This window comes from Stenotrophomonas sp. I18B00994 (assembly GCF_014145825.1).
Lineage (GTDB): Bacteria > Pseudomonadota > Gammaproteobacteria > Xanthomonadales > Xanthomonadaceae > Stenotrophomonas > Stenotrophomonas maltophilia.
This window is the reverse complement of record NZ_JACIUW010000014.1, coordinates 32,555-57,233: the sequence shown is the minus strand read 5'-3', so window position 1 is coordinate 57,233 and position 24,679 is coordinate 32,555. Positions and strand designations below refer to the sequence as shown.

20 protein-coding genes are annotated in these 24,679 nt (G+C 64.8%); 10 read left to right on the top strand and 10 right to left on the bottom strand.

Going from position 1 to position 24,679, the window contains the following annotated elements:
• The first annotated feature begins 147 nt into the window (after positions 1-147).
• The 4 genes from H4O10_RS15575 (at position 148) to H4O10_RS15560 (ending at position 3,452) form a co-directional block, all read left to right on the top strand.
• Complete coding sequence (locus tag H4O10_RS15575) at positions 148-564, top strand: EF-hand domain-containing protein (RefSeq protein WP_005407824.1); 417 nt, start codon at positions 148-150, stop codon at positions 562-564.
• Positions 565-648: 84 nt separating this feature from the next.
• A complete protein-coding gene (locus H4O10_RS15570; protein WP_033833656.1) occupies positions 649-1,401 on the top strand; it encodes an HAD family hydrolase in 753 nt (250 codons plus the stop codon).
• 31 nt (positions 1,402-1,432) lie between these two features.
• The gene (locus H4O10_RS15565; protein ID WP_033833657.1) at positions 1,433-1,921 is read left to right on the top strand and encodes a hypothetical protein; all 489 of its coding nucleotides are present in this window, start codon (positions 1,433-1,435) and stop codon (positions 1,919-1,921) included.
• A gap of 166 nt (positions 1,922-2,087) precedes the next feature.
• Positions 2,088-3,452 carry a VOC family protein gene (locus H4O10_RS15560; RefSeq protein ID WP_033833658.1) on the top strand — a complete coding sequence of 455 codons (1,365 nt, stop codon included), beginning with the start codon at positions 2,088-2,090 and terminating at the stop codon, positions 3,450-3,452.
• Positions 3,453-3,570: 118 nt separating this feature from the next.
• Here H4O10_RS15560 and H4O10_RS15555 read toward each other — a convergent pair whose 3' ends face one another.
• A complete protein-coding gene (locus tag H4O10_RS15555) occupies positions 3,571-5,085 on the bottom strand; it encodes an acetyl-CoA hydrolase/transferase family protein (protein WP_005407828.1) in 1,515 nt (504 codons plus the stop codon).
• A gap of 421 nt (positions 5,086-5,506) precedes the next feature.
• On the opposite strand from H4O10_RS15555, the gene glnE reads away from it, so the two are divergent.
• The gene (glnE, locus tag H4O10_RS15550) at positions 5,507-8,302 is read left to right on the top strand and encodes a bifunctional [glutamate--ammonia ligase]-adenylyl-L-tyrosine phosphorylase/[glutamate--ammonia-ligase] adenylyltransferase (RefSeq protein ID WP_049453004.1); all 2,796 of its coding nucleotides are present in this window, start codon (positions 5,507-5,509) and stop codon (positions 8,300-8,302) included.
• Positions 8,303-8,544: 242 nt separating this feature from the next.
• Here glnE and H4O10_RS15545 read toward each other — a convergent pair whose 3' ends face one another.
• The 6 genes from H4O10_RS15545 to H4O10_RS15520 form a co-directional block, all read right to left on the bottom strand.
• Entirely contained in the window at positions 8,545-9,105 is a 561-nt protein-coding gene (locus H4O10_RS15545) for a queuosine precursor transporter (RefSeq protein ID WP_049453006.1), read from the bottom strand.
• 75 nt (positions 9,106-9,180) lie between these two features.
• Positions 9,181-9,693 carry a hypothetical protein gene (locus H4O10_RS15540; RefSeq protein WP_033833660.1) on the bottom strand — a complete coding sequence of 171 codons (513 nt, stop codon included), beginning with the start codon at positions 9,691-9,693 and terminating at the stop codon, positions 9,181-9,183.
• Between the two features lie 32 nt (positions 9,694-9,725).
• Positions 9,726-10,220: a hypothetical protein gene (locus tag H4O10_RS15535; RefSeq protein WP_049453061.1), complete on the bottom strand. Its 495-nt coding sequence runs from the start codon at positions 10,218-10,220 to the stop codon at positions 9,726-9,728.
• A 19-nt stretch (positions 10,221-10,239) separates the two neighbouring features.
• Positions 10,240-11,091: a DUF2145 domain-containing protein gene (locus H4O10_RS15530; RefSeq protein WP_049453007.1), complete on the bottom strand. Its 852-nt coding sequence runs from the start codon at positions 11,089-11,091 to the stop codon at positions 10,240-10,242.
• Positions 11,092-11,139: 48 nt separating this feature from the next.
• Positions 11,140-11,370: a hypothetical protein gene (locus H4O10_RS15525; RefSeq protein WP_049453009.1), complete on the bottom strand. Its 231-nt coding sequence runs from the start codon at positions 11,368-11,370 to the stop codon at positions 11,140-11,142.
• Between the two features lie 153 nt (positions 11,371-11,523).
• Positions 11,524-12,483, bottom strand: a complete 960-nt coding sequence (locus H4O10_RS15520) for a mitochondrial fission ELM1 family protein (RefSeq protein WP_049453011.1) — start codon at positions 12,481-12,483, stop codon at positions 11,524-11,526.
• Between the two features lie 126 nt (positions 12,484-12,609).
• Between H4O10_RS15520 and H4O10_RS15515 the strand changes: the two genes are divergently transcribed.
• Together H4O10_RS15515 and H4O10_RS15510 are read left to right on the top strand one after the other, a co-directional pair.
• Positions 12,610-13,200 carry a malonic semialdehyde reductase gene (locus tag H4O10_RS15515; RefSeq protein WP_005407836.1) on the top strand — a complete coding sequence of 197 codons (591 nt, stop codon included), beginning with the start codon at positions 12,610-12,612 and terminating at the stop codon, positions 13,198-13,200.
• An 86-nt stretch (positions 13,201-13,286) separates the two neighbouring features.
• Entirely contained in the window at positions 13,287-13,994 is a 708-nt protein-coding gene (locus tag H4O10_RS15510; RefSeq protein ID WP_080353435.1) for a YceI family protein, read from the top strand.
• Positions 13,995-14,114: 120 nt separating this feature from the next.
• On the opposite strand, the gene H4O10_RS15505 is transcribed toward H4O10_RS15510, so the two are convergent.
• Positions 14,115-14,516: a hypothetical protein gene (locus tag H4O10_RS15505; protein ID WP_049397243.1), complete on the bottom strand. Its 402-nt coding sequence runs from the start codon at positions 14,514-14,516 to the stop codon at positions 14,115-14,117.
• A gap of 208 nt (positions 14,517-14,724) precedes the next feature.
• Between H4O10_RS15505 and H4O10_RS15500 the strand changes: the two genes are divergently transcribed.
• Entirely contained in the window at positions 14,725-15,546 is an 822-nt protein-coding gene (locus tag H4O10_RS15500) for a hypothetical protein (RefSeq protein ID WP_049453013.1), read from the top strand.
• A gap of 170 nt (positions 15,547-15,716) precedes the next feature.
• On the opposite strand, the gene H4O10_RS15495 is transcribed toward H4O10_RS15500, so the two are convergent.
• On the bottom strand, positions 15,717-16,514 hold the full coding sequence (locus tag H4O10_RS15495) for a siderophore-interacting protein (RefSeq protein ID WP_049453016.1): 798 nt from the start codon (positions 16,512-16,514) through the stop codon (positions 15,717-15,719).
• Positions 16,515-16,574: 60 nt separating this feature from the next.
• Positions 16,575-17,135, bottom strand: a complete 561-nt coding sequence (locus tag H4O10_RS15490; RefSeq protein WP_049453018.1) for a PadR family transcriptional regulator — start codon at positions 17,133-17,135, stop codon at positions 16,575-16,577.
• A gap of 568 nt (positions 17,136-17,703) precedes the next feature.
• Here H4O10_RS15490 and aceE point away from each other — a divergent pair.
• A complete protein-coding gene (gene aceE, locus H4O10_RS15485) occupies positions 17,704-20,391 on the top strand; it encodes a pyruvate dehydrogenase (acetyl-transferring), homodimeric type (RefSeq protein WP_049453019.1) in 2,688 nt (895 codons plus the stop codon).
• A gap of 108 nt (positions 20,392-20,499) precedes the next feature.
• Positions 20,500-24,312 carry a hypothetical protein gene (locus H4O10_RS15480; protein ID WP_146256973.1) on the top strand — a complete coding sequence of 1,271 codons (3,813 nt, stop codon included), beginning with the start codon at positions 20,500-20,502 and terminating at the stop codon, positions 24,310-24,312.
• Positions 24,313-24,679 lie beyond the last annotated feature (367 nt).

The window sequence follows — 24,679 nt, the reverse complement described above, 5'->3', positions numbered from 1 at the left end:
CTAATGCATGCGCGGGGGCGAGTGGTTAATGGTGCGTGTTGACGCGGGTCGCGGGGCAAAATCGATTCAGAAACGGCGTGGCAGGGTAGGTGCCGTGCGGAGACAACACGCCGCGCAACACCACCCAATTGGCAGGAGACACCCCTGATGACTATTCGCAACCGCAAGCCCCTGATCGCCCTGATCGTCGCCGCTGGCAGCGTGCTGGCCATTCCGGCGATGGCCCAGTCGGCCAAGCAGCAGGCGGCGCATGCGCAGAACGAGGCCGCACAGGCCCAGCAGGCGGCTGCACAGGCCGGCCAGGCCGCCGACCAGGCGACCAACGCTGCCGCAGCCGCATCGGCGCAGGCCAACGGCGGTGGCCAGACCTGGGCCAGCATCGATACCGATGGCAACGGCACCATCAGCAAGACCGAGGCGCAGGTGAACGCGGGCCTGGCCCAGGTGTTCGACCAGGCTGACACCAACAAGGACGGCGAGCTGAGCGCCGATGAGTACAAGGCCTATGTGGCCGCCCAGCAGGCCGGCGCCGGCGGCGCAGCGCAGGGTGCGCAGGGCAGGTAAGACCTGCATCGGGGCGTATGGGAACCCGGGCGGCTTCGGCCGCCCGGGTTTTTTTCGTCATCGCCACCCCTGTATCCTTGGCCGATGAACACCTCCACGCCTGCGCCGTCGCGCGCCATCGGCCTGGTCGGTTTTGACGGTGACGATACGCTGTGGAAGAGCGAGGACTACTACCGCAAGGCCGAGCAGGATTACCTTGACCTGCTGTCGCGCTACGTCGACGTGCATGACACCCAGACCGCGCGCCACCTGCTGGAAGTGCAGCAGCGCCACCTGGGCACCTTCGGCTACGGCGTGAAGAGCATGACCCTGTCGATGATCGAAGCGGCCATCGACATCACCGGCCAGCGCATCGAAGCGAAGGACATCCAGCGCATCCTCGATATCGGCCACGACACCCTGCGCCACCCGGTCGAGCTGATCGACGGTGTGCGCGAAGCGGTGGCGGCCATCGCCGAGCACTACCCGGTGGTGCTGATCACCAAGGGCGACCTGTTCCACCAGGAAGCGAAGATCAAGGTCGCCAACCTGGGCGAGCTGTTCCCGCGCATCGAGATCGTCTCGGAGAAGGACCCGCAAACCTACGCCCGCGTGCTGGCCGAATTCGACCTGCCGATGCAGCGCTTCGTGATGGTCGGCAACTCGCTGCGTTCGGACATCGAGCCGGTGGTTACCCTGGGTGGCTGGGGCGTGCATACCCCGTACGCGGTGACCTGGGCCCACGAGACCCAGCACGGCGTGGCCGACGATGAACCTCGCATGGTCACCGCCGATACCGCCCACGACTGGCCGGCCGCACTGGCGGCGATCGAAGCCAAGGCCGCTGCGGCGGCCTGACAGGGCCCGGCGGCTGCGGCAGAATCGGGGCATGAATTACCGACTGCGCGTGTTGCTGTTGTCCCTGCTGCTGGCGCCGGCCACCGTGCTGGCCCAGCAGACCGCCGAGCGTTCGGCTGTGTATGAGGTGGCAACCGGCGACAGCTGGGTTGATGCCCAGCTGCAGGACATCAACCATTACGCCGAACGCTACCCGGATGCCTTTCTCGATGAGGTATCGCGCTATGCCGACGTGCCCCGTGGCTACATCAGCGCGCTGTTCACCACTCATGGCTGGCAGGCCGGGGACATCTATTTCGCCTGCTTCTGGGCCAAGGCCAGTGGCCAGACCTGCCGCGACAGCGTGCGCGCCTTCAGCCAGGACCCGGACGGCGGCTGGGAAGTGGTGGTAAAGCGGATGCCCACCAGGCCGGACAACCTGCATTACCGTGCCGTGCGCCACGCCATCGTGGCCAGTTACCAGCACTGGGACCGTCCGATCACCCTGGATGCCACCCTGAAGCGCCAGCTCAAGCGGTAGTGCCGGCCGCTGGCCGGCAATCGCACCCTTCCAGGCATCCGGAGATTGCCGGCCAGCGGCCGGCACTACCGGTTTGTTTCATGTTGCTCTGCATATCGCCGCCACCGCGCGCTCCGGCGACAATACGGGTCCGAGCTGTTCCCCCGTTCCCGTAATCGAGTGACTGATGAGCGCCTCTTTGGTTTCGCCTGATGTGATCCGCCGCCTGTTCGCACAGGCCATGTCCCGCATGTACCGCACCGAAGTGCCGCTGTACGGCACGCTGGTGGAACTGGTGGAGCGGATCAACGCGCAGGTGCTGGAGCAGGATCCGGCGCTGGCCGCGCAGCTGCAGCGCAACGACGAGCGTGCGCGCCTGGACGAAGAGCGCCATGGCGCGATCCGCGTCGGCACCGCGCAGGAGCTGGCGACGCTGCGCCGCCTGTTCGCCGTGATGGGCATGTACCCGGTCGGCTACTACGACCTGTCGGTCGCGGGCGTGCCGGTGCATTCCACCGCGTTCCGCCCGCTCACCGGCCTCGCGCTGGCGCAGAATCCGTTCCGCGTGTTCACCTCGCTGCTGCGTCTGGAGCTGATCGAAGACGCAGCGCTGCGTGCCGAGTCCGCGCGCATCCTCGAAGGCCGCCGCATCTTCACCGAGGGCGCGCTGGCGCTGATCGACCAGGCCGAGCGTGACGGTGGCCTGGCGCAGGCCGATGCCGAGCGCTTCGTCGAGGAAGCACTTGAAACCTTCCGCTGGCACGGCGATGCCACGGTCGACCTGCCGACCTACCACGCGCTGCACAACGCGCATCGGCTGGTGGCCGACGTAGTCAGTTTCCGTGGCCCGCACATCAATCACCTGACCCCGCGCACGCTGGACATCGACGCTGCGCAGGCGGCGATGATCGAACACGGCATGGCGGCCAAGGCGGTGATCGAGGGCCCGCCGCGCCGCGCCTGCCCGATCCTGCTGCGCCAGACCAGCTTCAAGGCACTGGAAGAGGCCGTGCATTTCCCGGGCGGCGAAGGCGGCGATGCCGGCACCCATACCGCGCGCTTCGGCGAGATCGAACAGCGCGGCCTTGCGCTGACCCCGAAGGGCCGCGCGCTGTACGACCAGCTGTTGTCGCAGGCCCGCGATGCCGGTGGCGAAGGCAGCACCGGTGGCGACTACGGCCAACGCCTGCAGGCGGTGTTCGCCAGCTTCCCGGATGACCATGACACGCTGCGCCAGGAAGGACTGGGCTATTACCGCTACCAGCTGACCGACGCCGGCCGTGCCGCGCCCGAGCGCGTGGCGGATCTGCCGGCTGAAGTGCTGGTGGCCGCCGGCCTGGCCACGGCCGACCCGATCGTCTATGAGGATTTCCTGCCGGTCAGTGCCGCGGGCATCTTCCAGTCGAACCTGGGTGGTGAAGAACAGCGCGCCTATGCCGCACATGCCAACCGCGAGGCCTTCGAGCAGGCGCTGGGCGTGGCGGTGCATGACGAGTTCGAGATCTACGAGCGGCTGCAGGCCGAATCGCTGGCGAGCCTGCGCATCGCGTGAAGGTAGAGCCGGCCGCTGGCCGGCTGTTGGGGAAGCCGGCCAGCGGCCGGCTCTACCCGATTCCGTAGCTGGGGTCAGATCCCTTTCTGGCAGAAAAGGGCTCTGACCCCCAACGCAATCAGCCCTTCATCGTTCCGGTATCCAGCCAACGCTGGTGCCACGACAGCGCTTCCGGCAGCAGGTGCGGGGTGTGCTTGCCGTAGCTTTCGCGGCTGGCACGGTCGAAGTAGTCCTGCAGCTGCGGACGGAAATCCGGATGCGCGCAGTTGTCGATCAGCACCTGCGCGCGCTTGCGCGGGGTCAGGCCACGCAGGTCGGCCAGGCCCTGTTCGGTGACGATCACCGACACGTCGTGCTCGGTGTGGTCGACATGGCTGGCCATCGGCACGATCGCCGAAATGGTGCCGTTCTTCGCGGTGGACGGGCTCAGGAACGCCGACAGGAAACCGTTGCGGGCGAAGTCGCCGGAACCGCCGATGCCGTTCATGATCCGCGTGCCCATCACGTGCGTCGAATTGACGTTGCCGTAGATGTCCACCTCGATCATGCCGTTCATGCCGATGCAGCCCAGGCGGCGCACCAGTTCCGGATGGTTGGAGATCTCCTGCGTGCGCATGATGATGCGCTCGCGGTAGAAATCGATGTTCTCCTTGAACGTCTCGTTGGCCTGCGGGCTCAGCGCGAAACCCGTGCACGAGGCATAGCTCAGCACGCCGTCGCGCAGCAGGTCGAGCATGCCGTCCTGGATCACTTCGGTGAACGCGGCCAGGTCGCGGAAACCGCTCTTGGCCAAGCCGGCCAGCACCGCGTTGGGAATGTTGCCCACGCCCGACTGCAGCGGCAACAGGTTCGGCGGCAGGCGGCCCTTCTTCACTTCGTGCTTGAGGAACTCGATCAGGTGCGAAGCGATCTGCTCGCTGGTCGCATCGATCGGGCTGAACGGGCTGTTGCGGTCCGGGCCGTTGGTGCGTACCACGGCCACGATCTTGTCCGGGTCGCAGCGCAGCGCGGTGTCGCCGATGCGGTCGTTGGCGTTCACCAGCGGAATCGGCTTGCGGTGCGGCGGCAGCGCGGTGCCGTAGTAGATGTCATGCATGCCGTCGACGCCGGCCGGCTGCCATTCGTTGACCTCGACGATCACCTTCTTCGCCAGGTCCAGCCAAGTCTTGTTGTTGCCGACCGAGGTGGAGGGCACCAGCGAGCCGTCTTCGCGGATGGCCGAGACTTCGATCACGGCGGTATCGATCTCGCCGTAGAAGCCGAACCACACGTGCTGGGCAACGTGGCTGAGGTGGATGTCGATGTAGTCCAGCTTGCCCTCGTTGATGCGGTTGCGCGCATCCGGGTCGCTCTGGAACGGCATGCGCATGGCGATGCCATCGGCCTTGGCCAGCGCGCCATCGAGTTCCGGCGCGGTGGAGGCGCCGGTCATCAGCTTGATCTGGAAAGGGTTGCCCTGGGCATGCACCGCTTCGATGCGGCGGGCCAGTTCGACGGGAACGGCCTTGGGATACCCGGAGCCGGTAAAGCCGCTCATGGCCACGGTTTCACCGGGCTGGATCAGCGCGGCTGCGGCCTCTGCGGAGACCACGCGGTCACGGAGACGCGCGTTGGCGATGCGATCAACAGACATGACGACACGTGTTGCTGGGGGGAATTCCGATTATCGGCCATCCTCATCCGTACGGGGGGTTCTACCTTCGTGGAATGGCTTTTCCCCGGGGGCTCACCCAAACCCGTCGGTTTTGTTTTGCAGTGCAGCGTGCAAAGTGCTTTCGCAGCCCGCACGATGGCCCTGCATCCCGACGTGGGGGAGGGAGCAGAGCCCGCTGGCAGTTCGCTGCAAGCGGGCTTTTTTATTGCCTGTCGCCCAGTATGAATACGCGGCCTCCATTGTTGGTAATGCCGGCCACTGGCCGGCAGATCCGTTGACTTGGTAGTGCCGGCCGCTGGCCGGCAGATCCGATGATGCTGCCGAAGGTTACCGGGGTTGCCGGCCAGCGGCCGGCACTACCGGGTCCGTTGCGTCCCGACCGGGTCGATACAATCAGCCCATGACCCTCGCCCCCGCTGATCTGCCCGCCTCCCTGCAGCCTCTTGTCGACCGCGCCCTGGCGCGCCTGGCCCAGGTCCTGCCCGAGCCCATCCCGGCCGACCTGCTGCCGTTGCTGACCCGGCTGGCGGTGACCAGCGACTTCGCGCTGGACACCCTGGTGCGGCAACCGGCGCTGCTGGCGCAGCTGGCCGCGCCCGGTTGCCCGCCGATCCCGGCGCCGGTGCTCGATCCGCTACAGCCCAGCGACTGGCCGGCACAGCTGCGGCGCTGGCGCACCGCCATGTCCACGCGGCTGATCTGGCGCGACCTGGCCGACCTCGACGACGTGCCGCAGACCCTCGCCGGCGCCACCACCCTGGCCGAAGACTGCCTGCGGCTGGCACTGGACGCCCTGCAGCAGGAATTCGCCCAACGCCACGGCGTGGTCCGCGATGGCGAAGGCACCCCACAGCAGCTGGTGGTGTTCGGCCTCGGCAAGCTCGGCGGCGGCGAGCTCAACTTCAGTTCCGATGTGGACCTGGTCTACGCCTACCCGCACGGCGGCGAATCCGACGGCGCGCGCGCGCTGGCCGCCGAAGAGTATTTCGCCCGCCTCGGCCAGCGCCTGGCCAAGCTGCTGGACGAAACCACCGTCGATGGCTTCAGCCACCGTGTCGACCTGCGCCTGCGCCCGTTCGGCAGCGCCGGCCGCGTCGCGCTGTCGTTCGCGGCGATGGACCAGTATTTCCAGCGCGAGGGCCGCGACTGGGAACGCTACGCGTGGCTGAAGGCGCGCGCGGTGGCCGGCGACATCGCCGCCGGTGAAGCGTGGCTGCAGACCCTGCGCCCGTTCGTGTACCGCCGCTACCTCGATTTCACCGCGCTCGATGGCCTGCGCGAAATGAAGGCAGCGATCACCGCCGAGGTCGCGCGCCGCGAGTTGCACGAGGACATCAAGCGTGGCGCCGGTGGCATCCGCGAAATCGAATTCCTGTGCCAGGCGTTGCAGCTGATCCGCGGTGGCCGTGAACCGGCACTGCGCGAGCGTCGCCTGCTGGTGGCGCTGGATGCACTGGTCGCCGCCGGACAGATCGCGCCCGAGGATGGCGCCGCACTGCGCGAGGCTTACCTGTTCCTGCGCCGGCTGGAGAACCGCTTGCAGATGCTGCGCGACGCGCAGACCCACGTACTGCCCAGCGACGCGCTGGACCGCGAACGCATTGCCGTCGGCCTCGGCTATGCGGACTGGAACGTGCTGCGCGCGGCGTTGGCCGAGCAGCAGCAGCGCGTCAGTACTGAATTCGCCGCGCTGCTGGCGCCGCGCAAGGGCCAGGCCGCGCCCGACGCGCTGGCCAATTACTGGCGCAGCCTGCCGGAAGGCAGCAATGCACCGCTGCTGGCCGAAGCCGGCTTCCTCGATGCCAACGGCGCCGACCAGTCGCTGCGTGATTTCGCCCAGGGCACCGGCGTGAAGTCCTTGTCCGATGCGGCGCGTGCGCGGCTGGATCGCGTGCTGCCGGCACTGCTGCATGCGGCCACGCGCTCGCCACAACCCGACGCCGCGCTCAAGCGTGTGCTTGGCCTGCTGCAGGCGGTGCTGCGCCGGACCAGCTATCTCGCGCTGCTGGACGAGCAGCCCAGTGCGCTGGCGCGGCTGGTGGATGTGCTGGCGCGCAGCGCGCTGCTGGCCGAGCGCCTGGCGGCGTATCCGCTGCTGTTGGACGAACTGCTGGACGTACGCGTGTCCGGGCCGATGCCGGATGCCGCCGGCATGCTGGCCGAGTGCCAGCAGGTGTTGGCGGTGGAGGATCCCGAATCCGCGCTGCGCTGGCTCAACGAAACGCGGCTGGCGCTCAGCTTCCGCATGGCGATGGCTACGCTGGATGGCCGCCAGGGCGCGGTGGACAGCACCCGGCAACTGGCCGAGCTGGCCCAGGCGGTGGTCACCACCGTGCTGGCGATGGCCGAAGCGGACATGCGTGCGGCACACGGCGTGATTCCTGGTGGGCGCTTCGCGATCATCGGCTACGGCAGCCTCGGAGGGCTTGAGCTGGGCTTCGGTTCCGACCTGGACCTGGTATTCCTGCACGACAATCCGGCCGGCGTGGAGGCCAGCGATGGCGCACGTCCGCTGGAACCGGGGCGCTGGTATGCGCGGCTGGCGCAGAAGGTGATGGCGCTGCTCGGTGCGGTCACCGCCGCCGGCCGTCTGTACGACATCGACGTGCGCCTGCGCCCGGATGGCGGCAAGGGGTCGCTGGTGTCTTCGCTGGCCAGTTACACCGAATACCAGCGCGAACGTGCGTGGACCTGGGAACACCAGGCGCTGGTGCGCGCACGCGGCGTGGCCGGTGATGCCAGCCTGCTCGCCGATTTCGAACGGGTGCGTTCGCAGACGCTGGGGCGTGAGCGCGACATGGGTGTGCTGTATGCCGACGTGCTGAAGATGCGCGGCCGCATGCGCACCGAACTGGACCGCAGCGATGCCGCGCGGCTGGACCTCAAACAGGGTGCCGGCGGCGTGGTGGACCTGGAGTTCCTGCTGCAGACCGGCGTGCTGGCGCGCAGTGCGCAGCACGTGGCGTTGCTGCAGCCTCGCGATACGCCGTCGTTGATCGATGCGCTGGCGGTTGTCGGTTTCCTGCCGGATGCGACCGCGCAGGCACTGCACGGGGCACATGCCACGCTGTTGGACGTGGGCCTGGCCTGCACGCTGGATCGGCGCCCGCGGTTGGCGCCGACCACGCCTGCGATTGAAGAGGCGTGTGCCGCGATTACGGCAGCGTGCAGAGCCGCGGAGTTGCCGTTCGCCTGACCGGCAGCGATGGTTGGGCAATGGCCTGCTTCTGGTAGGTGCCAACCTTGGTTGGCACAACCCATCAGCGTTCATGACCCCGGCAACAGCGTGCCAACCAAGGTTGGCACCTACCAGAGCTATGGCCTGGCGATGACCTGCCGTTGGTAGGTGCCAACCTTGGTTGGCACAACCCGTCAGCGTTCATACCCCCCCGGCAACAGCGTGCCAACCAAGGTGGGCACCTACCAGAGCATGTGCGGTCAGCTGGTGGCCCGCAGCGGCGCCATCTTCCACAACAACGCGCGGAACGGGGCCAGCAGGCAGACGCCGATCGCCAGCTTCACCGCCAGGTCGCCCGCTGCCCAGCTCACCCACGGCAGGGCGGAACCGGCAAACGCGATCGACCAGAAAATGGTGGTATCCACCGTCGCGCTGCAGGTGGTGGCCACCATCGGTGCGCGCCACCAGCTGCCACGACGCAGGCGGTCGAACACGGTGATGTCGAGCAGCTGCGCCACGATGAAGGCCGAGCACGAGGCAACGGCGATGCGCGGCGTGGCCACCCACACCGACAACACCACCGCCACCAGGAAGCCGATCCATGCCACGCGGCGCGCCGGGCCCGGGCCGAAGCGGCGGTTGATCAGGTTGCTGACCAGGAACGCGACCGGATAGCTGAAGGCACCCCAGGTCAGCCAATCGTTGATCGGGTACTGCACCAGTACGTTGGACAGCAGCACCACCGAGCCCATCGCCAGTACCGCCAGCACCAGGGCGCGGGCGGTCAGCGGGGCAAACACAGGGGCAGGACGCACGGACATGGCGAGCCAGGGGGACAAAGGGGATCGCCCATTATCCGCCCGGCCCGCGGCAAAGCCAAAACCGGTCGTTCAGCTTTACAGCGCTTCGCTCATCACGTCGCCAGCGGCGTAGGCGGTGGGCACGTAAGCCAGTGCCTGGCCCTGCGCGCTTTTCACGGTCCAGCCGGCACCGGCTTCGGTGGGGTCGAAGTGTACCTGCTGGCCGACCACGAAGCCTGCCGCCTGGTCTTCGTGCACGTGCGCCGGCCAGCGCAGGGTGGCGGTCTGGTCGGCCTTGTCCGGCACCTGCAGCTGTACCTGGCGCTCGCCCTCCGGCGTGGTCTCCACCTTCTTCACCTCCATCGGCGGCAGCGGCACTGCCTTGGTGCGCGTGGCCCGGCCGTTGCGTTCGCTGGCCTTGAACGGCGCCTTGGACAGTTCTGACAAGCCCATCGAGGCCGCCAGTGGCAACGACAGCACCACGAACGACGTCACGATCACGCTGGCCTCGCTGCTGTTCAACTGCGGCGCGGCGCCAGCATGGACAGTGGGCGCCAGCAGCGCCGAGAGCAGCAGGGCGGACGCGGGAATGCGCAGGCAACGGAACATGGAGACCTCCTGGTCAACGTGGGGGCGGCGGCTCAGCGCCGGGTATCGAAAATGTCGCGCGGGCCGGTGGCCTTGGGCAGGTATTCCAGCGGGCGGCCCTGGTTGTCCTTCACCTGCCAGCCCTGGTCGGTGCCGGTCGGCTCGAAGTTCACGGTCTGCCCCACGGTGAACTGCACGGCGGGATCGCCGGGGCGCTTCGGCCACTGCATCGACGCGGTGTTCTGCGGGTTGTTGGCATCGCGCAGCAGCACTTCGCGGCGGCCGTCGACGGTGGTGGCGATGGCGCTCACCTGCATCTGCGGCAGCTTCACCGATGCGCCGTGGCCGGGCGGCAGCCCGGCATCCCGGGCTTCCTTGGCAGCGGCGGCGCGCGCGGAAGCCACCAGGGGCGCGGACATTTCCAGGCTCGGCCCCTGCGGGCCCGGGTCCTGCAGGATGATGATGCGGCGTTCGGCATGGGCGGTGTTCGCGCCGAGCAGGCCGGCAATGATCACCATCGACATCAGGGAAACAGGCAGCGGACGCATGTCGTTCTCCTCGCGGGATTCAGGGTGTAGCGGCAGCAGCACCGGCCACCGGCACATGGGGGATCACCAGTTCCTGCTGCAGCTGGCTGCGCTGGTGCAGGAAGTCGAATACCGATTCCACCGTCACCACCGAATAGTTGCCGGAAATGCGTTCGCCGGCGGGGTGGTCGGTGGTGGTGGCGTTTGCAATGAACAGGCGTGCACCCACGCGCTTGCCCAGGCCGATATGCAGCACGCTGGGCTGGTACTTCTGCTGGCGCAGCCACTGCTGTGCCTGTTCGCGCTTGACGATGGCCGGCGCACCGTCGGCCTGTGCCATCGCTGCCGCCAGCACCTCCAGTACCCACTGGTTGGAGTTCTGGTAGTCGGTGGCGAACGGGTAGGCGACCACGTTGTACCTGGTCTCGTGCAGCGCCTTGGGCTGGATCGACGGCGACACCAGCATCGCCTTCAATGCAGCACGCAGCGGCGCCGACGGCACGCCGATGCGCAGGTCGGTATGCCCGCCGCTCTCGCCGACGAAGTTGCCCAGCCCTTCGTGGTACAGCTGCGAGCTGTCGGTCTTGCAGCGGTTGAGCAGGTGCATCGCGCGCCAGCGGCCATCGTCCTCGCGCAGCAGGAAGGCCAGGTGGCTGTGGCGCAGGCCGTAGCGGCTCAGATCCTGGCCGCCACGTGCGGCGACCACCACGTCCACATCGGGCAGCGCATCCAGGCGCTCGGCGGTGGTCCAGGCCACGTCCAGCATCGCCGCCTGCGAGGCGACGCTGGGGTAGCGTTCGCGGCACTCGGTGCTGTTGGCCCATGCCGGTGCGGTCGCCAGCAGGCTGGCGATCAGCAGGGCGGCGCGGGGCAGGCGGGAGAAACAATCCATGTCGATACCTTCAACGGCGGGCAGGCCAGCGCGCCGATCATACGCCGGTCAGCGCAGCAGGCGGTCCAGGCCCTTGCGCTGGAGTTCCTTGTCGCAGGCGTCGCTGATCGGGGCCACCGGCAGCGGCGGACGCTGGCCAGTCTTCGGATCGCGCAGCGCCGGCTGTTCGCGGTACGCGTCCAGCTGCTGCTGGCATTGATACGAGATCGGATCCAGCTCGGTGGGCGTGGTGGAGCAGGCAGCGAGCAGGGCCAGAGGCAGCAGGAGCAGGGTGCGCATGAAGACGTTCAGCGTGATGGGGGACGCTGGACTCTAACCGCACAGTCGGATCGAAATGTTCAGAAAACGCTGCGCACCCGGTAGTGCCGGCCGCTGGCCGGCAACGTCAGGATCTTCGGTAGCGCGTAGAGCATTGCCGGCCAGCGGCCGGCACTACCCCAATGCCAGACGCTGTTTCACTTCCGCGGCCACCCGCGCGGTCTCGCGCAGTGGTTCGATGCGGTCGTACTGCCAGTCCAGCCAATGCGCCTGCAGCCGCCCACGCTCGCGCAGCTGCTGCTGGAAGCGCGCCAGCCGGCCTTGCGCGGTATCGGCCAGCGCCACCATCACCGGCATGCGCGTGGCGCAGGCTTCAGACAGCAGGTTCACCGAATCGGGCGAAACCACCACGCGGTTGGCCCAGCCGAGCAGGCCGCCATAAGGATTCGTACCATCGCCGCCGTCGCCCCAGATCACATGCGGCAGGTCGGCGAACGTCGCGCGCAGGATCTCGGCCAGGGCGGGCGGAGTGCGTCGCGAGGTGGTCGCCAGCAGGCTGCCGCCTTCGCTGCGGATCTGCCTGGCCAGCGCCTGGAACACGCCCACCATCGCCGTTTCATCCCACGGCGCCAGCGGCGTCGGTCCACCGACAAGCAACGCGGTGCGCGGGCCGGGCAAGGTACTGAAGCCGGCGAACGCGGCGCGGCCCCAGGCCAGCCAGTCGTCGTCCACCGGGTTGAGGCTGCCGAGCAGGGTCAGCACGTTGCTGCCACGCAGGGCATCGTGTTCGGGCACCACCACCACATCCCAGTGGCGTGCGCCGATGCGCGGGTCGAGGATCTGCACCACCTGGCTGCCACGTGCGCGCAGCACGCGCAGTGCGCCGGCGGCCTGGCGGCCACAGCCGATCGCCAGCGCCGGGGCCTCGGCGGCCAGTGTCGCGAAGGCCTCGCCGTAGCCATTCACATCACCCGGCAGCCGCCGCGGCGACAGCCAGCGCCAGGGTGCGCGGGGCTGCAGGACCAGCGGTCGGTGGGTGCCCTGGCGCAGCGCCGAGGCCAGCGCGACCGCCTGGCGGACATTGCCCGCACGGCCGTCAGTGACCGTCCATGGCGCGCTCGATCGTTTCACCATTGGCATTAATTCGTTTCAGCCCTGCTGGGTGTTGCAACAGTCGCGACACTCTACACTGCGGCTCGTCGTTTCGCCCCGCGCCGCCCGCGGGCACTGACTTCCCTTAGCCGCCCTGGAGATCCACCGATGTCCCACGCGCTCGACGCTGCTGCCCTCGACCAGCTGTTCCGTACTGCCCGCACCCAGAACGCCTTCCTCGACAAGCCGGTCCCGGCCAGCCTGCTGCAGGAACTGTACGACCTGGTGAAGTGGGGCCCGACCGCCGCCAACACCACGCCGGCCCGCTTCGTCTTCGTCACCTCGAAGGAAGCCAAGGCCAAGCTGGCCCCGGCCCTGTCCGAAGGCAACCACGACAAGACCATGGCCGCTCCGGTCACCGCCATCATCGGCTTCGACCTGGACTTCCACGAGAAGCTGCCGTACCTGTTCCCGCACACCGATGCCAAGGCCTGGTTCGACGGCCCGCAGGAAGGCCGCCACGAAGCCGCCCTCCGCAACGGCAGCCTGCAGGGCGCCTACCTGATCCTGGCCGCGCGCGCGCTGGGCCTGGATGCCGGCCCGATGTCCGGCTTCGACCCGGCCAAGGTCGACGAAGCCTTCTTCGCCGGCACTTCGATCAAGTCGAATTTCCTGGTCAACCTGGGTTACGGTGACCCGGCGGGCCTGTTCCCGCGTCTGCCGCGCCTGTCGTTCGACGAAGCGGCGCGCATCGCGTAAGTCGCTGTATCGGTTTCGGGCCTGCTGTCCCGTGGCAGGCTCTTGCTGCACCGTGTACCCACCCTACGATCCGGAGAGTTCCTCAGATGAGCGCCACCCGTAAACTGCTGCTGCCGCTGGCCCTGACCCTGGCCATCGCCGCCTGCTCCAAGCCGGCCGACACCGCTGCCCCGGCTGCCGATGCCGCCGCCCCGGCCACCACCGAGCAGGCCGCCACCCCGGCCGCCGATGCCGCCGCTGCCGCGCCGGCCGCCGAAGCGATGAAGATCGCCTCGGGCACCTACAAGCTGGACCCGAGCCACACCGACGTGCTGGCCCAGTGGAGCCACTTCGGCTTCTCGAATCCGAGCGCGCACTTCGGCAACGTTGAAGGCACCCTGGTGTACAACGCCGAAGACGTGACCAAGTCCACCGTGGAAGTGAAGCTGCCGCTGAGCGGCCTGAACAGCTTCACCGCCAAGTTCGACGAGCACCTGAAGAGCGCCGACTTCTTCGACGCCGCCAAGTTCGCCGATGCCACCTTCAAGAGCACCAAGGTGGAAGCGGCCGGCACCAACAAGCTGACCGTCACCGGCGACCTGACCATCAAGGGCATCACCAAGCCGGTCACCTTGGACGTGACCGTCAACGGCGGCGGCGAGCACCCGATGGCCAAGGTTCCGGCCGCCGGCTTCGATGCCACCACCACCCTGAAGCGCAGCGATTTCGGCGTCGGCGCGTATGCCCCGAACGTCAGCGATGAAGTGAAGATCCGCATCACCACCGAAGCCACCGGCGAAAAGCCGGCGGCTTGATGCACCCCGCTCACTCGTCGTGAGAAGGCAGAAGGCCCGCTGAAAAGCGGGCCTTCTTTCTGGGTGCCGGTAGAGCCGGCCTGCATCTGGTGGGTGCGGACCGTTGGTCCGCACGATCCCTCAGCGCAATGCGCCCAACCATGCCACGCACGCTTCGCTCGGGCTCTGCTTGGCCTTCACTGCCAGCCCGCTCACGCGCACGAAGGTCTGTGCGGCCTGCGCCACCACCTGGCGTGCGATCAGCGCCGCCTGCTTGGTCGCGGCCTGCTGCTTGCGCAGTTGCACGATGTGCACCGACGGCCGGCCCACCGGCGCGTACTTCTGGTCGCGGCGCAGTACATCGGCCACCTGCGCCACTTCGAATTCGGCCTGCAGGTAGCGGTGCTGTGCCTCCACCAGCTCACGCAGCGGCGTGCGCAGTGCGGCGGTGTCGGCGAAGGCGGCCAGTGCCGCATCGCAGGCGGCGTCATCGGCAAAGCGGGTACGCAGCGCATCCACGCTGGCCAGGGTCAGTTTGGCCATGTGGGCCTCGTTGCTGCAGGAAAGGAGCGCGATTGTCGCATTGCTTGGCGTGTTCCGGAGCGGCGGTCTTCCGTTTGGTAGAGTCGACTGTTAGTCGACTGCTCTTGGCGCGATACGGGAAACCCCCGCGCTGCGCGCGATAGTCGACTAACAGTCGACTCTACTGGCTGGTGTTTGAGGCGCAGCCGCAACCACGGAAGGAAGACCCATGCAGGACGCGCAGTACTGGTTGAACGAATTCTGGTCGGGCCTGAGCGTGCTCGATCTGCTGGGCGGCAGCGTGCTCGGTACGCTGTTTGGCCTGGTGCTGGGCATCCTCGCCTGGCGCGGGCTGCACCGCCGGGGTTGGTTGCAGCGGCGCAAGCGCTGGCATCACTGGCTGCTGGCCAGCTATGTGGTGGTGCTGCCGCTGGCCACCGCCTTCTTCGGGCTGCAGCTTGGCTTCACCGCCGGTGCGCACCGCGCGCTGTTCAAGCAGCTCGATCATTTCCAGCCGCACCTGCAGACCCTGGTGGAAGGCTGGAGCGAGGGCTTCACCGACTCGCTGGACGACCCGCGCATGCGCGAGGCTTTGCGCAGCCAGGGCACGGTGGACGACGTGGCCGATACCATCGCTTTGGCCTACCTCAGCGAACATCCGTTGCCCGGTCTTGATCGTCTTGGCAACGGCCCGTTGGCACGCGGCACCGGCTGGGTGATCGGCAAGGTGCGCGAAGGCCTGCTGCGCGGCATGGTGGAAGACACGCTGGTGGACAAGGCCGGCACCCTCGGCCTGGAACCCAAGGTGATGCGTGAAGCGCTGACGATGCATGTGGATGAGCTGCTGCACACCCGTGGTGTGCTGCGGCTGGTGAAGGCGCAGATCAACGGCATGATGCCCGGCGTGTACTTCGGGCTGCTGTTGCCGTTGTTGATCATCGCGCTGTTGGTGGCGCTGGAGATCCGGGCCGCGCAGCGGTTCGGGTGGGCGCAGCAGGTGGTAGTGCCGGCCGCTGGCCGGCAATTTCAGGTTCCTGTCGAAGGTTCATGAGGTTGCCGGCCAGCGGCCGGCACTACCTGTCGGAGGGCGTGCGGATGCTGGCGCTGGAGATCTAGGCCGCGCAGCTGTTTGGGTGGATGCGGCCGGCACTACCTGTTGCAGGGCGTGCGGACCAACGGTCCGCACCCACCAAGCAGGGTCCGCACCCACCGGCTGCCCGGTCAATCGCCGTCGGTTTCGTCCGGGTGCGCCTTCCAGTAACCGGTCGAGCGGATCCAGTCGCGCGGCACGCCCAGGTGGCCTTCGATGAACTTGCGCATCATCCGTGCGCGGCGCGATTCGGTGGCGATCCAGTAGAAGACATCGCCGTCCGGGGCCTCGAAGTCGGTCAGCATGTCTTCCAGCAGCGTGCTGCTGGCGGCCGGGAAGCCATTGCGCTCCAGCCAGTGGATACGCACGTTCTCGTACTGCGGCAGGTCCTGGCGTTCGGCCTCATCGCTCACTTCAATGAAAGCCTGCACCTCGGCACCGTCCGGCAGCACGTCCAGCCAGCGGGCGATGGCCGGCAGCGCGGTTTCATCGCCGATCAGCACATAGGCGTCGTAACTGTCGGCCACCACGAACGAGCCGCGCGGGCCGCCGATCACCAGCACGTCGCCCGGCTGGGCCTGCTCGGCCCACGGCCCGGCAATGCCCTGGTCGTGCAGTACGAAGTCGATGGCCAGCTCGCCGGTCTCGTGGTCCCACCAGCGCGGGGTGTAGTCGCGGGCGGGCGAGGGCTCCTTGCCGTCGGGGTAGCTACGGCCTTCGGCGGTCAGCACCGGCAGCACCATCTCGCCCGCAGCGTTGGGGAAGAACAGCTTGATGTGGTCGTCGGCGCCGGGCGAATCGAAGCCGGCCAGCTCGTCGCCACCCAGCACGATGCGGCGCATGTGCGGGGTGACCTCTTCGGTGCGCAGCACGTTCAATTCACGGAAGCGCACATCCAGGCGCAGGCGCGTGTTGTTGTGTTCGGTCATGGGGGTTACCTGTAAAGGTGTCGCGCGGGGGCGCGCGGCGTAGGGAAGACCTGGCTGGAGTCAGTCTGGCTGGGTCATTGAAATCGGTGGGCTCTCGCTGCCGGCGGTACCGTTGAGCAGGGCCGAGGCCCGGGTCAGCAGCGCGGCCACTTCGTCCGCCTCGCCCTCGGCCCAGCGGCCGTGGTGGTGCACCAGCGCCCGCTTGAACTCGCGCAGGGCACTGGCCAGCGGCGGCGGCAGCGAGGCCTTGGTGATCTCGCGGGCACGGTCGAAGGCACGCCGCTGCGCCAGGCGCACCTGGGTGCGCTGCACCTTCAGCTCGAACTCGCCGGCGGCGGTGATGCGGAAGATCCGCTTGCCGTCCACTTCCTCGGCTTCGATCCAGCCGGCCTGCTCGAAGCTGGCCAGCAGCGGGTACATGGTGCCGGCGCTGGGCGTGTAGGCCTGCATGAACTGGTTGCTGATCAGCTGCATCAGCTCATAGCCATGGCGGGGTTGTTCGCCGATCAGGGCCAGCACCAGCAGGCGCAGGTCGCCGCGGCTGAGCACCCGCGGCTGGCCGTTGCGGCGCGGCACTTCCGGATTGGTGGAACGGGCTCTGGGAGAAGCGGTGCGGCTCATTTCGATATATCGGTAAACGAGTGTGCAAACGATATATCGATATATCGAAGACGACAATCACCGATCCGGCCACAAGCGGATCAGTTTTGGGCCACGGCCAGCCCCGCGCACGGCAAAAGGGGCGCCCCTTGCGAGGCGCCCCGGGCAACACTGTGGAAGGGAGCGAGGCAGGGCCAGACGGCGGACCGAAGCGGGCGAGGCCAACACTCGAGGCCTACCCTGAGGGCAGGGTGGGGGCCAATCCAGAGGCAGGTGCGACACGTTGTCGCCGGTTCAGCGCCCGCACGCGCAGCCGATACAGGTGGGCATGGCGCTGCCCTACAACCGTCATCGGCAGCGGTAACACTGCGTCCTGCACATGGGCGCAGCGGCCCGCAAGCGACAGCCCGCGCAGCCACCAAGGCCCGCCGCAGGGCCTTCAGCGGGCCCGGCAAGCCCCTTGCGGACACTGGCCGGTTGCATCCATACGCCTGCGTAGCCAAGTGACGAAAGCCCTTGGTGCGCTACACTTTGCGGTCTAGAAATCTATACAACAGTCGCGCGCGTGCGTGCGGTTATGGGAGCGCTAATGAACTGGTTGAACGAGGTGCTGAACAACGACCCGAATCCTGTGGAAACCCAGGAGTGGATCGAGTCGTTGAAGGCCGTTATTGATGTCGAGGGCTCCGAGCGCGCGCATCAGCTGCTGGAAGGCATGGTGGAACTGACCCGTCGTTCGGGCGCCTACCTGCCGTTCTCTCCCACCACCGAATACGTCAACACCATCGAACCGCAGTTCGAGGCCAAGAGCCCGGGCAATGCCGAGCTGGAATGGCGCATCCGTTCGATCATCCGCTGGAACGCGATGGCCACCGTGGTGCGCGCCAACCGCAAGCCGGGTGACCTGGGCGGCCACATCGCCTCGTTCGCCTCCGGCGCCACCCTGTACGACGTGGGCTTCAACCACTTCTGGCGCGCCCCGAGCGAAAACCACCCGGGCGACCTGCTGTTCATCCAGGGCCACAGCGCCCCGGGCATCTACGCGCGTTCCTTCCTGGAAGGCCGCATCAGCGAAGAGCAGCTGGACAAGTTCCGCATGGAAGTGGACGGCGGTGGCCTGTCCTCGTACCCGCACCCGTGGCTGATGCCGGACTACTGGCAGACCCCGACCGTGTCGATGGGCCTGGGCCCGCTGGCCGCCATCTACCAGGCGCAATTCATGCGCTACCTGGAAAACCGTGGCCTGATCGAGAAGTCCGACCGCAAGGTGTGGTGCTTCATCGGCGACGGCGAGAGCGACGAGCCGGAAACCCTGGGTGCCATCGCGCTGGCCGGCCGTGAAGGCCTGGACAACCTGATCTTCGTGGTGAACTGCAACCTGCAGCGCCTGGACGGTCCGGTGCGCGGCAACGGCAAGATCATCCAGGAACTGGAAGGCGTGTTCCGTGGCGGCGGCTGGAACGTGATCAAGCTGCTGTGGGGCGGTTACTGGGATGCCCTGCTGGCCAAGGACACCAACGGCGTCCTGAAGAAGCTGATGATGGAAACCGTCGACGGCGAATACCAGAACTGCAAGGCCTTCGGCGGCGCGTATACCCGCGAGCATTTCTTCGGCAAGTACCCGGAAACCGCTGCGATGGTGGCCGGCCTTTCCGACGACGACATCTGGCGCCTGAACCGTGGTGGCCACGACCCGCACAAGGTGTACGCCGCCTACCACCAGGCCGTGAACACCAAGGGCATGCCGACCGTCATCCTGGCCAAGACCGTGAAGGGTTACGGCATGGGCAGCGCCGGTGAAGCACTGAACCCGACCCACCAGACCAAGAAGCTGGACGACGAAGCGGTGCGCCACTTCCGCGACCGCTTCAACATTCCGGTGACCGACGCGCAGCTGGCCGACGGTCAGGTGCCGTTCTACCACCCGGGCCCGGATTCGCCGGAAGTGCAGTACCTGCAGGAGCGCCGTGCCGCGCTGGGCGGTTACCTGCCGCAGCGCCGCCGCAAGGCCGACAAGACCTTCGTGGCGCCGAAGCTGGACGCCTACGAGCGCCTGCTGAAGAGCAGCGGCGAGCGCAGCTACTCCACCACCATGGCCTTCGTGCAGAGCCTGAACATCACCCTGCGCGACAAGGAACTGGGCCCGCACATCGTGCCGATCGTGGCCGACGAAGCCCGTACCTTCGGCATGGAAGGCCTGTTCCGCCAGATCGGCATCTACGCGCCGTTCGGCCAGAAGTACAAGCCGGTCGATGCCGACCAGCTGATGTTCTACCGCGAAGACCAGAGCGGCCAGGTGCTGCAGCAGGGCATCAGCGAGCCGGGTGCGATCAGCTCGTGGATGGCCGCCGGTACCAGCTACTCGGTCAGCAACGTGCCGATGCTGCCGTTCTACATCTACTACAGCATGTTCGGCTTCCAGCGCGTGGGCGACATTGCCTGGCAGGCAGCGGACATGCGTACCCGCGGCTTCCTGCTGGGTGGCACCGCCGGCCGCACCACGCTGAACGGTGAAGGCCTGCAGCACGAAGATGGCTTCAGCCATCTGGTGGCCGGTGGCATCCCGAACGTGCGCAGCTACGACCCGACCTTCGGCTTCGAAGTGACGGTGATCCTGCAGTACGGCACCAAGCGCATGATGGAAGACCAGGTGGACGAGTATTACTACGTCACCCTGATGAACGAGAACTACACCCACCCGGAAATGCCGGAAGGCGCGGCCGAAGGCATCGTCAAGGGCATGTACCTGCTGACCGACGCCGGCAAGCCGAAGAAGGGCGAGCTGCGCGTGCAGCTGCTGGGTTCGGGCACCATCCTGCGCGAAGCCATTGCCGCGGCCGAGCTGCTGGACAAGGACTTCGGCGTGACCGCCGATATCTGGAGCTGCCCGAGCTTCAACGAACTGCGTCGCGATGGTTTCGACGTGGAGCGTGCCAACCGCCTGCATCCGGAAGGTGAGCAGCGCAAGGCCTACGTGACCGAGCTGCTGGAAGGCCGCCAGGGCCCGGCGATTGCCGCCACCGACTATGTGCGTGCGTATGCGGACCAGATCCGTGCGTTCGTGCCGATGTCGTACACCGTGCTGGGTACCGATGGTTTCGGCCGTTCGGATACGCGTGCGAACCTGCGTCGGTTCTTTGAGGTGGATCGCTACTACATCGCCCATGCCGCGATTGCGGCGCTGGCGAAGGAAGGGAAGATGACCGCGAAGGATGTGGCCCGGGCGATCAAGCAGTACAAGATTGATCCGGAGAAGGCTAATCCTGTTGGGGTTTAAGGGGACCCAAGCGATTGAGCGTATCAAGGGGAGGGCCAAATGGCCTTCCCCTTCTTCGTGGTGCCGCACCAACGTGAGATGCTGCGTCAGGCGAAAAGGAATTTCGAAATGAATGTTGATAAGAAAGCTGTCTTGAAGCTATTGGCACGCCTTCGGCGAGGAACCAAGAAGCTAATCGTTAACTACGTCAAATTGCCTTGGATCCTCCGTAGTGTCCAAGCGGGCTCACCTCCGTACAGGGCTACGGTACCGCGACGATTTGTCTCGAAGATGCAGGCACTCAAGACAGCTCTAGGCTCTCAGAGATACCGCGTGCGCGGAAGGATCGAGCCTCTGACGCCCGCGCATCTGATAGGCAGTAGTTATAAGCAATATAGGGCTGAATTACAGCGGGCGCTTCGACTGCCGAAGGTCCGGAACATTGCAATTACAGGCGGGTATGGTGCCGGGAAGAGTAGCTTTATTCAGACGTTTGCCTCAGAGCACACCGAATACAAGTACTGTTTCGTCTCCTTGGCTGCGTTCAATAGTGCTCAAGGTGGCTATCCTGAAAAGGCACCCGGCAGCTCGAGTGATTCAACATCTAAGGAATCTATAGAACAAATCGAGGCCACGATTGTCCAGCAACTACTGTACTCGGTGGAAGGTAAGACCGTTCCGCAAACACGGCACAAGCGGATCAGCCACGTATCGAAGTTGTGGGCGTCCTTCTACTCCGTGCTCGCGCTTGCAACAGTCTTGGCGCTTGTTCGACTCTTTGGGCTGCCCAAAGACCTAGTGCATCTGTCCAAAGAATTTCCCATATCTCAAGTCCTCGAGTCGAATCTGCTGTACACGATGACCGTTTTACTGCTGGTCGCATTCTTGGTGATTAGGAAGGCTGCGATCGCAGTGTTGGGATTCAACCTTCAGGGTTTGACTTTGAAGGGCGTGACGATGGCTCCAGCCTCAATCTCTTCAGTTCTCCATAAGCAGGTGGATGAAATCGTCTATCTCTTCGAAAGAAGCAAGATAGATGTTGTCTTCATCGAGGATCTTGATCGATTCTCAGATTCAAGTCCATTCACGCGGCTCAGGGAAATAAACTTCATCGTCAATACCTCGCCGGCGATTCGTCGCCCAGTTTATTTTGTTTACCTGATAAGGGGCGATCTATTTTCCGCGGAGGATGGTGTAAAGTTCTTTGACTACGTTCTTCCCATAATTTCGGTAATCAACACGGATAACTCCCGGCAGATGATGATTAACGTCATGCGGGAGCGAAAGTGGGCTGTGACTTCAAGGCCGAGTGAGGCGCTAATAGAAGCGGTTTGCTATTACGTAGATGATATGCGGCAGCTCTTAAACATAGTTAATGAGTATGACCTGTTTAGGAGAGTTGCCGGTGGAAATGAGTACCTGAGCGTCGACAAAATGTTCGGTGCAGTGGTGGCCAAGTGTCTCTATCCGAGGGAGTACTCCAGGCTTCTGAAAGGCGAAGGCCCAATCTATGATATGATAAAGAGCTACATACCTTGGTCAGTGAATAGAGAGCTTGAAGGGGCTGCAGAGGTCGCGGCACTTGAAGCCGAGATTGACAATTACACCGCGGGTCTGTCGCGATCCGAGAGGGAGTACAGAGCGCTGGCATGGATGGCTGCCTCTGACCAAGAGCAAGCATATGAGCTAGAGACAATTACGATCCCGAGTGGAGAAATGCTGGGCTTTGCTGCTTTCGTGAATCGGGAATCCGTAGTGAGCATTCTCGAACAGAACGCCTTGCTCAGCCTCAATTTCCAGTATGTCGGGGTTAGGTCTGTAGAATCCAGGCGATTGATCGGTGATGGGGTGGGCTCGCTGCGTGCACGCATTGCTTCTGCAAGAGAGGTTGCAAATGGAGCGCATCGCCGGCTTTCGATTTTGCGAGGAAAGTTGGCAGATGAGCGAGTAAGCGCGCTCTCCCAAGCAATTGTCCATCCTGAGTTTGCAAACCACGTTGCCACTCTCGAAGGTGCTAGGGCGCTTGGGCCACTGCCCTACTTAGTATCTTCTGGTGTATTGGGCGAGGACTACTTCGACTACTCGGGGTTCTTTTACGAGGGATCCGTGTCCCGTTCCGACAAGGCGGTGTTGCTGCGGATAAAGGCCGGTGAGTTGCTGCCTGTGGATACTAGGCTGGACAGTCCTGTGGAGCTTCTGAAGCGTCTCACGGTTGCGGATCTCAGGGCGGGGAGGGCGCTTATCACTTCCTTGGCGGAGCGGGTGTTCAATGTCGACCCGATTCAGACCCCTATGACGGAGCACGAGCGAGCGACGCTTGCTGATGTCTCCACGCATTCTGGAAGGCTGGACTTGGCATTAGTTGGGCTGTACGGGAGCGCGAGTTTCCACCGCCTAATCCGCTCCGCTCTTGCCGATAATGGAGCTGTCTTGATAAGACTTCTAACAGGCGAGTACCAATGCGCCAGGAGTCCTTGGAGGGAGCGCGTGTCTGCCTCGATGATTAGCTCCGGTAGGGCGGGTCCCGCAAACTTGGACGACTTTGATACAAGCGCGCTTGACTCAATCATTTCAACCACCGCGGACGCGACTTCATTTGCAAAGGGAATAACGAGTGAACCGGAAGCTAAAGAATGGTTGGATGAAAACGATACGTGGATAAACTCGCTTGATGAGAATATTGATAGGGACGATGTCGAGACGCTGCTTCGACTCGATGTTGTACGGATCAACCTTCACAACCTTAGAGTGTTAGCGAAGTCATTTGAGATGAGCTGGTTTGATTCGGCTATATCACTTCGAGAGCTACGCCAGCTACCACGCGGTCCACTACGTAAGAGCATTCTCCGCAGTGCTGCTACGCTGGTAGAGGCCCTGTTGGAGCAGGACGGGCCAGTGGACGATGATCCTGTCGATGTTCAATGGGCACTGTCCAAGCTGGGCAGGCATCCAGAGTTGCGAGAAAGGTTGATTGAGCATGCTGCATTCTTGCTTCCGACGCTGAGTGAAGTGGAGCAAGGGTTATGGGTCCCACTTGCATTGAAGCATCGCATTAAGCCGACTTGGGGAAATATCAATCTGATCACGGGGACGCTCAAGGATCAGGAGTTGCGTGATTCCATTAGCGGTATGCTCCGAAGTCCTGGTGTAGAGGCTGGACTGACCGGCGACATCGATAGCCTCATCAGCATGAGCCACGGACAGGTTGGATCAATGATCACAACGATGCTGGACCTCGAAGGTGAGGTCCAGCTCTTAGTAGCGAGAGCGCTCGGTGAGACCGGCGCGATACGTTTCGCCCCAGAGTCCGCCGTTCCAGAGCTTGAAGGGGAGGCGCTAGAGGCGCTTGCTACAAGTCTTAACGGCAGGTGGTTGAGCTGGCTTTTTATGAGGCTTCAGCTGACTAACGGGCTTGCAGCGGCATCCTATCTCGCAAGTTGTGCAGATGATGTAGCTCTGACTGAAGGAGGATACGAGATTGTCTCAGAACTATTGATTGAAGCGATGGGACTAGTCAGCAGCCCCCGCAGCTGGCTCCACCTCGCGCAGAGTTGCCTCGGCCGGACGACTGGCTGGACGCAAGCGACTGGGGAGCGTTTCCTTGAGTCTATTCAGATTATGGACTTGCAGGTGGCTGGGGCAGCCAACTCGGTACTCGCGTTGCCCGGAGCTCGAGAAGTCTTCACCAGGGCCGCATTGAAAAGCTCCTTAGGGATTCTCAGTTCAATGGTGTCGAGCTTGGATTGGTCCTTGGTGAGGCCAATTGTGACGGGGGCTGCCAACGGTGCCATGTCCAAGCTCCTTAGTCCAGGAGGTCAAGTTTCAATTGAGAACAGTGAAGCTGGCAGAAATTTTGTTGACGCGCTTTACAGAAAATCGCTGATCAGGAAGCCGATAAACAAGGCGAAGAATATTTCGATTCAGTCATCTGCTAAATTCTGAAGCTTTCATGCCGATTCTCAACTTGCAAGCGAAAAGCATGATTTCAAGGCCAGTACTTCAACATTAATTATGGATTGCTGCAGGAGTTCGTCCCGCTACACTGCTCGCAGCACAACGGAATGGTGGAGCGGGTCTTTTGAACAATGAAGACGCATGTGTGTATCGGCATTGCGTCGAGAACCAGGTGCACGCCACGCGGGTAATCACTGACTGGATTCCCTTCTACAATAAAAAACCCCCTCACTAGGAGCTGAAGATGACGACTCCGGATGTAATTTGTGTTGATGCATCAACCGCATTACCCGAGCAGAAGCCGGTGGGTCATTGCAGCCCCAAGCTGAACTCAACTGGGGCGGCAACTAGTTTG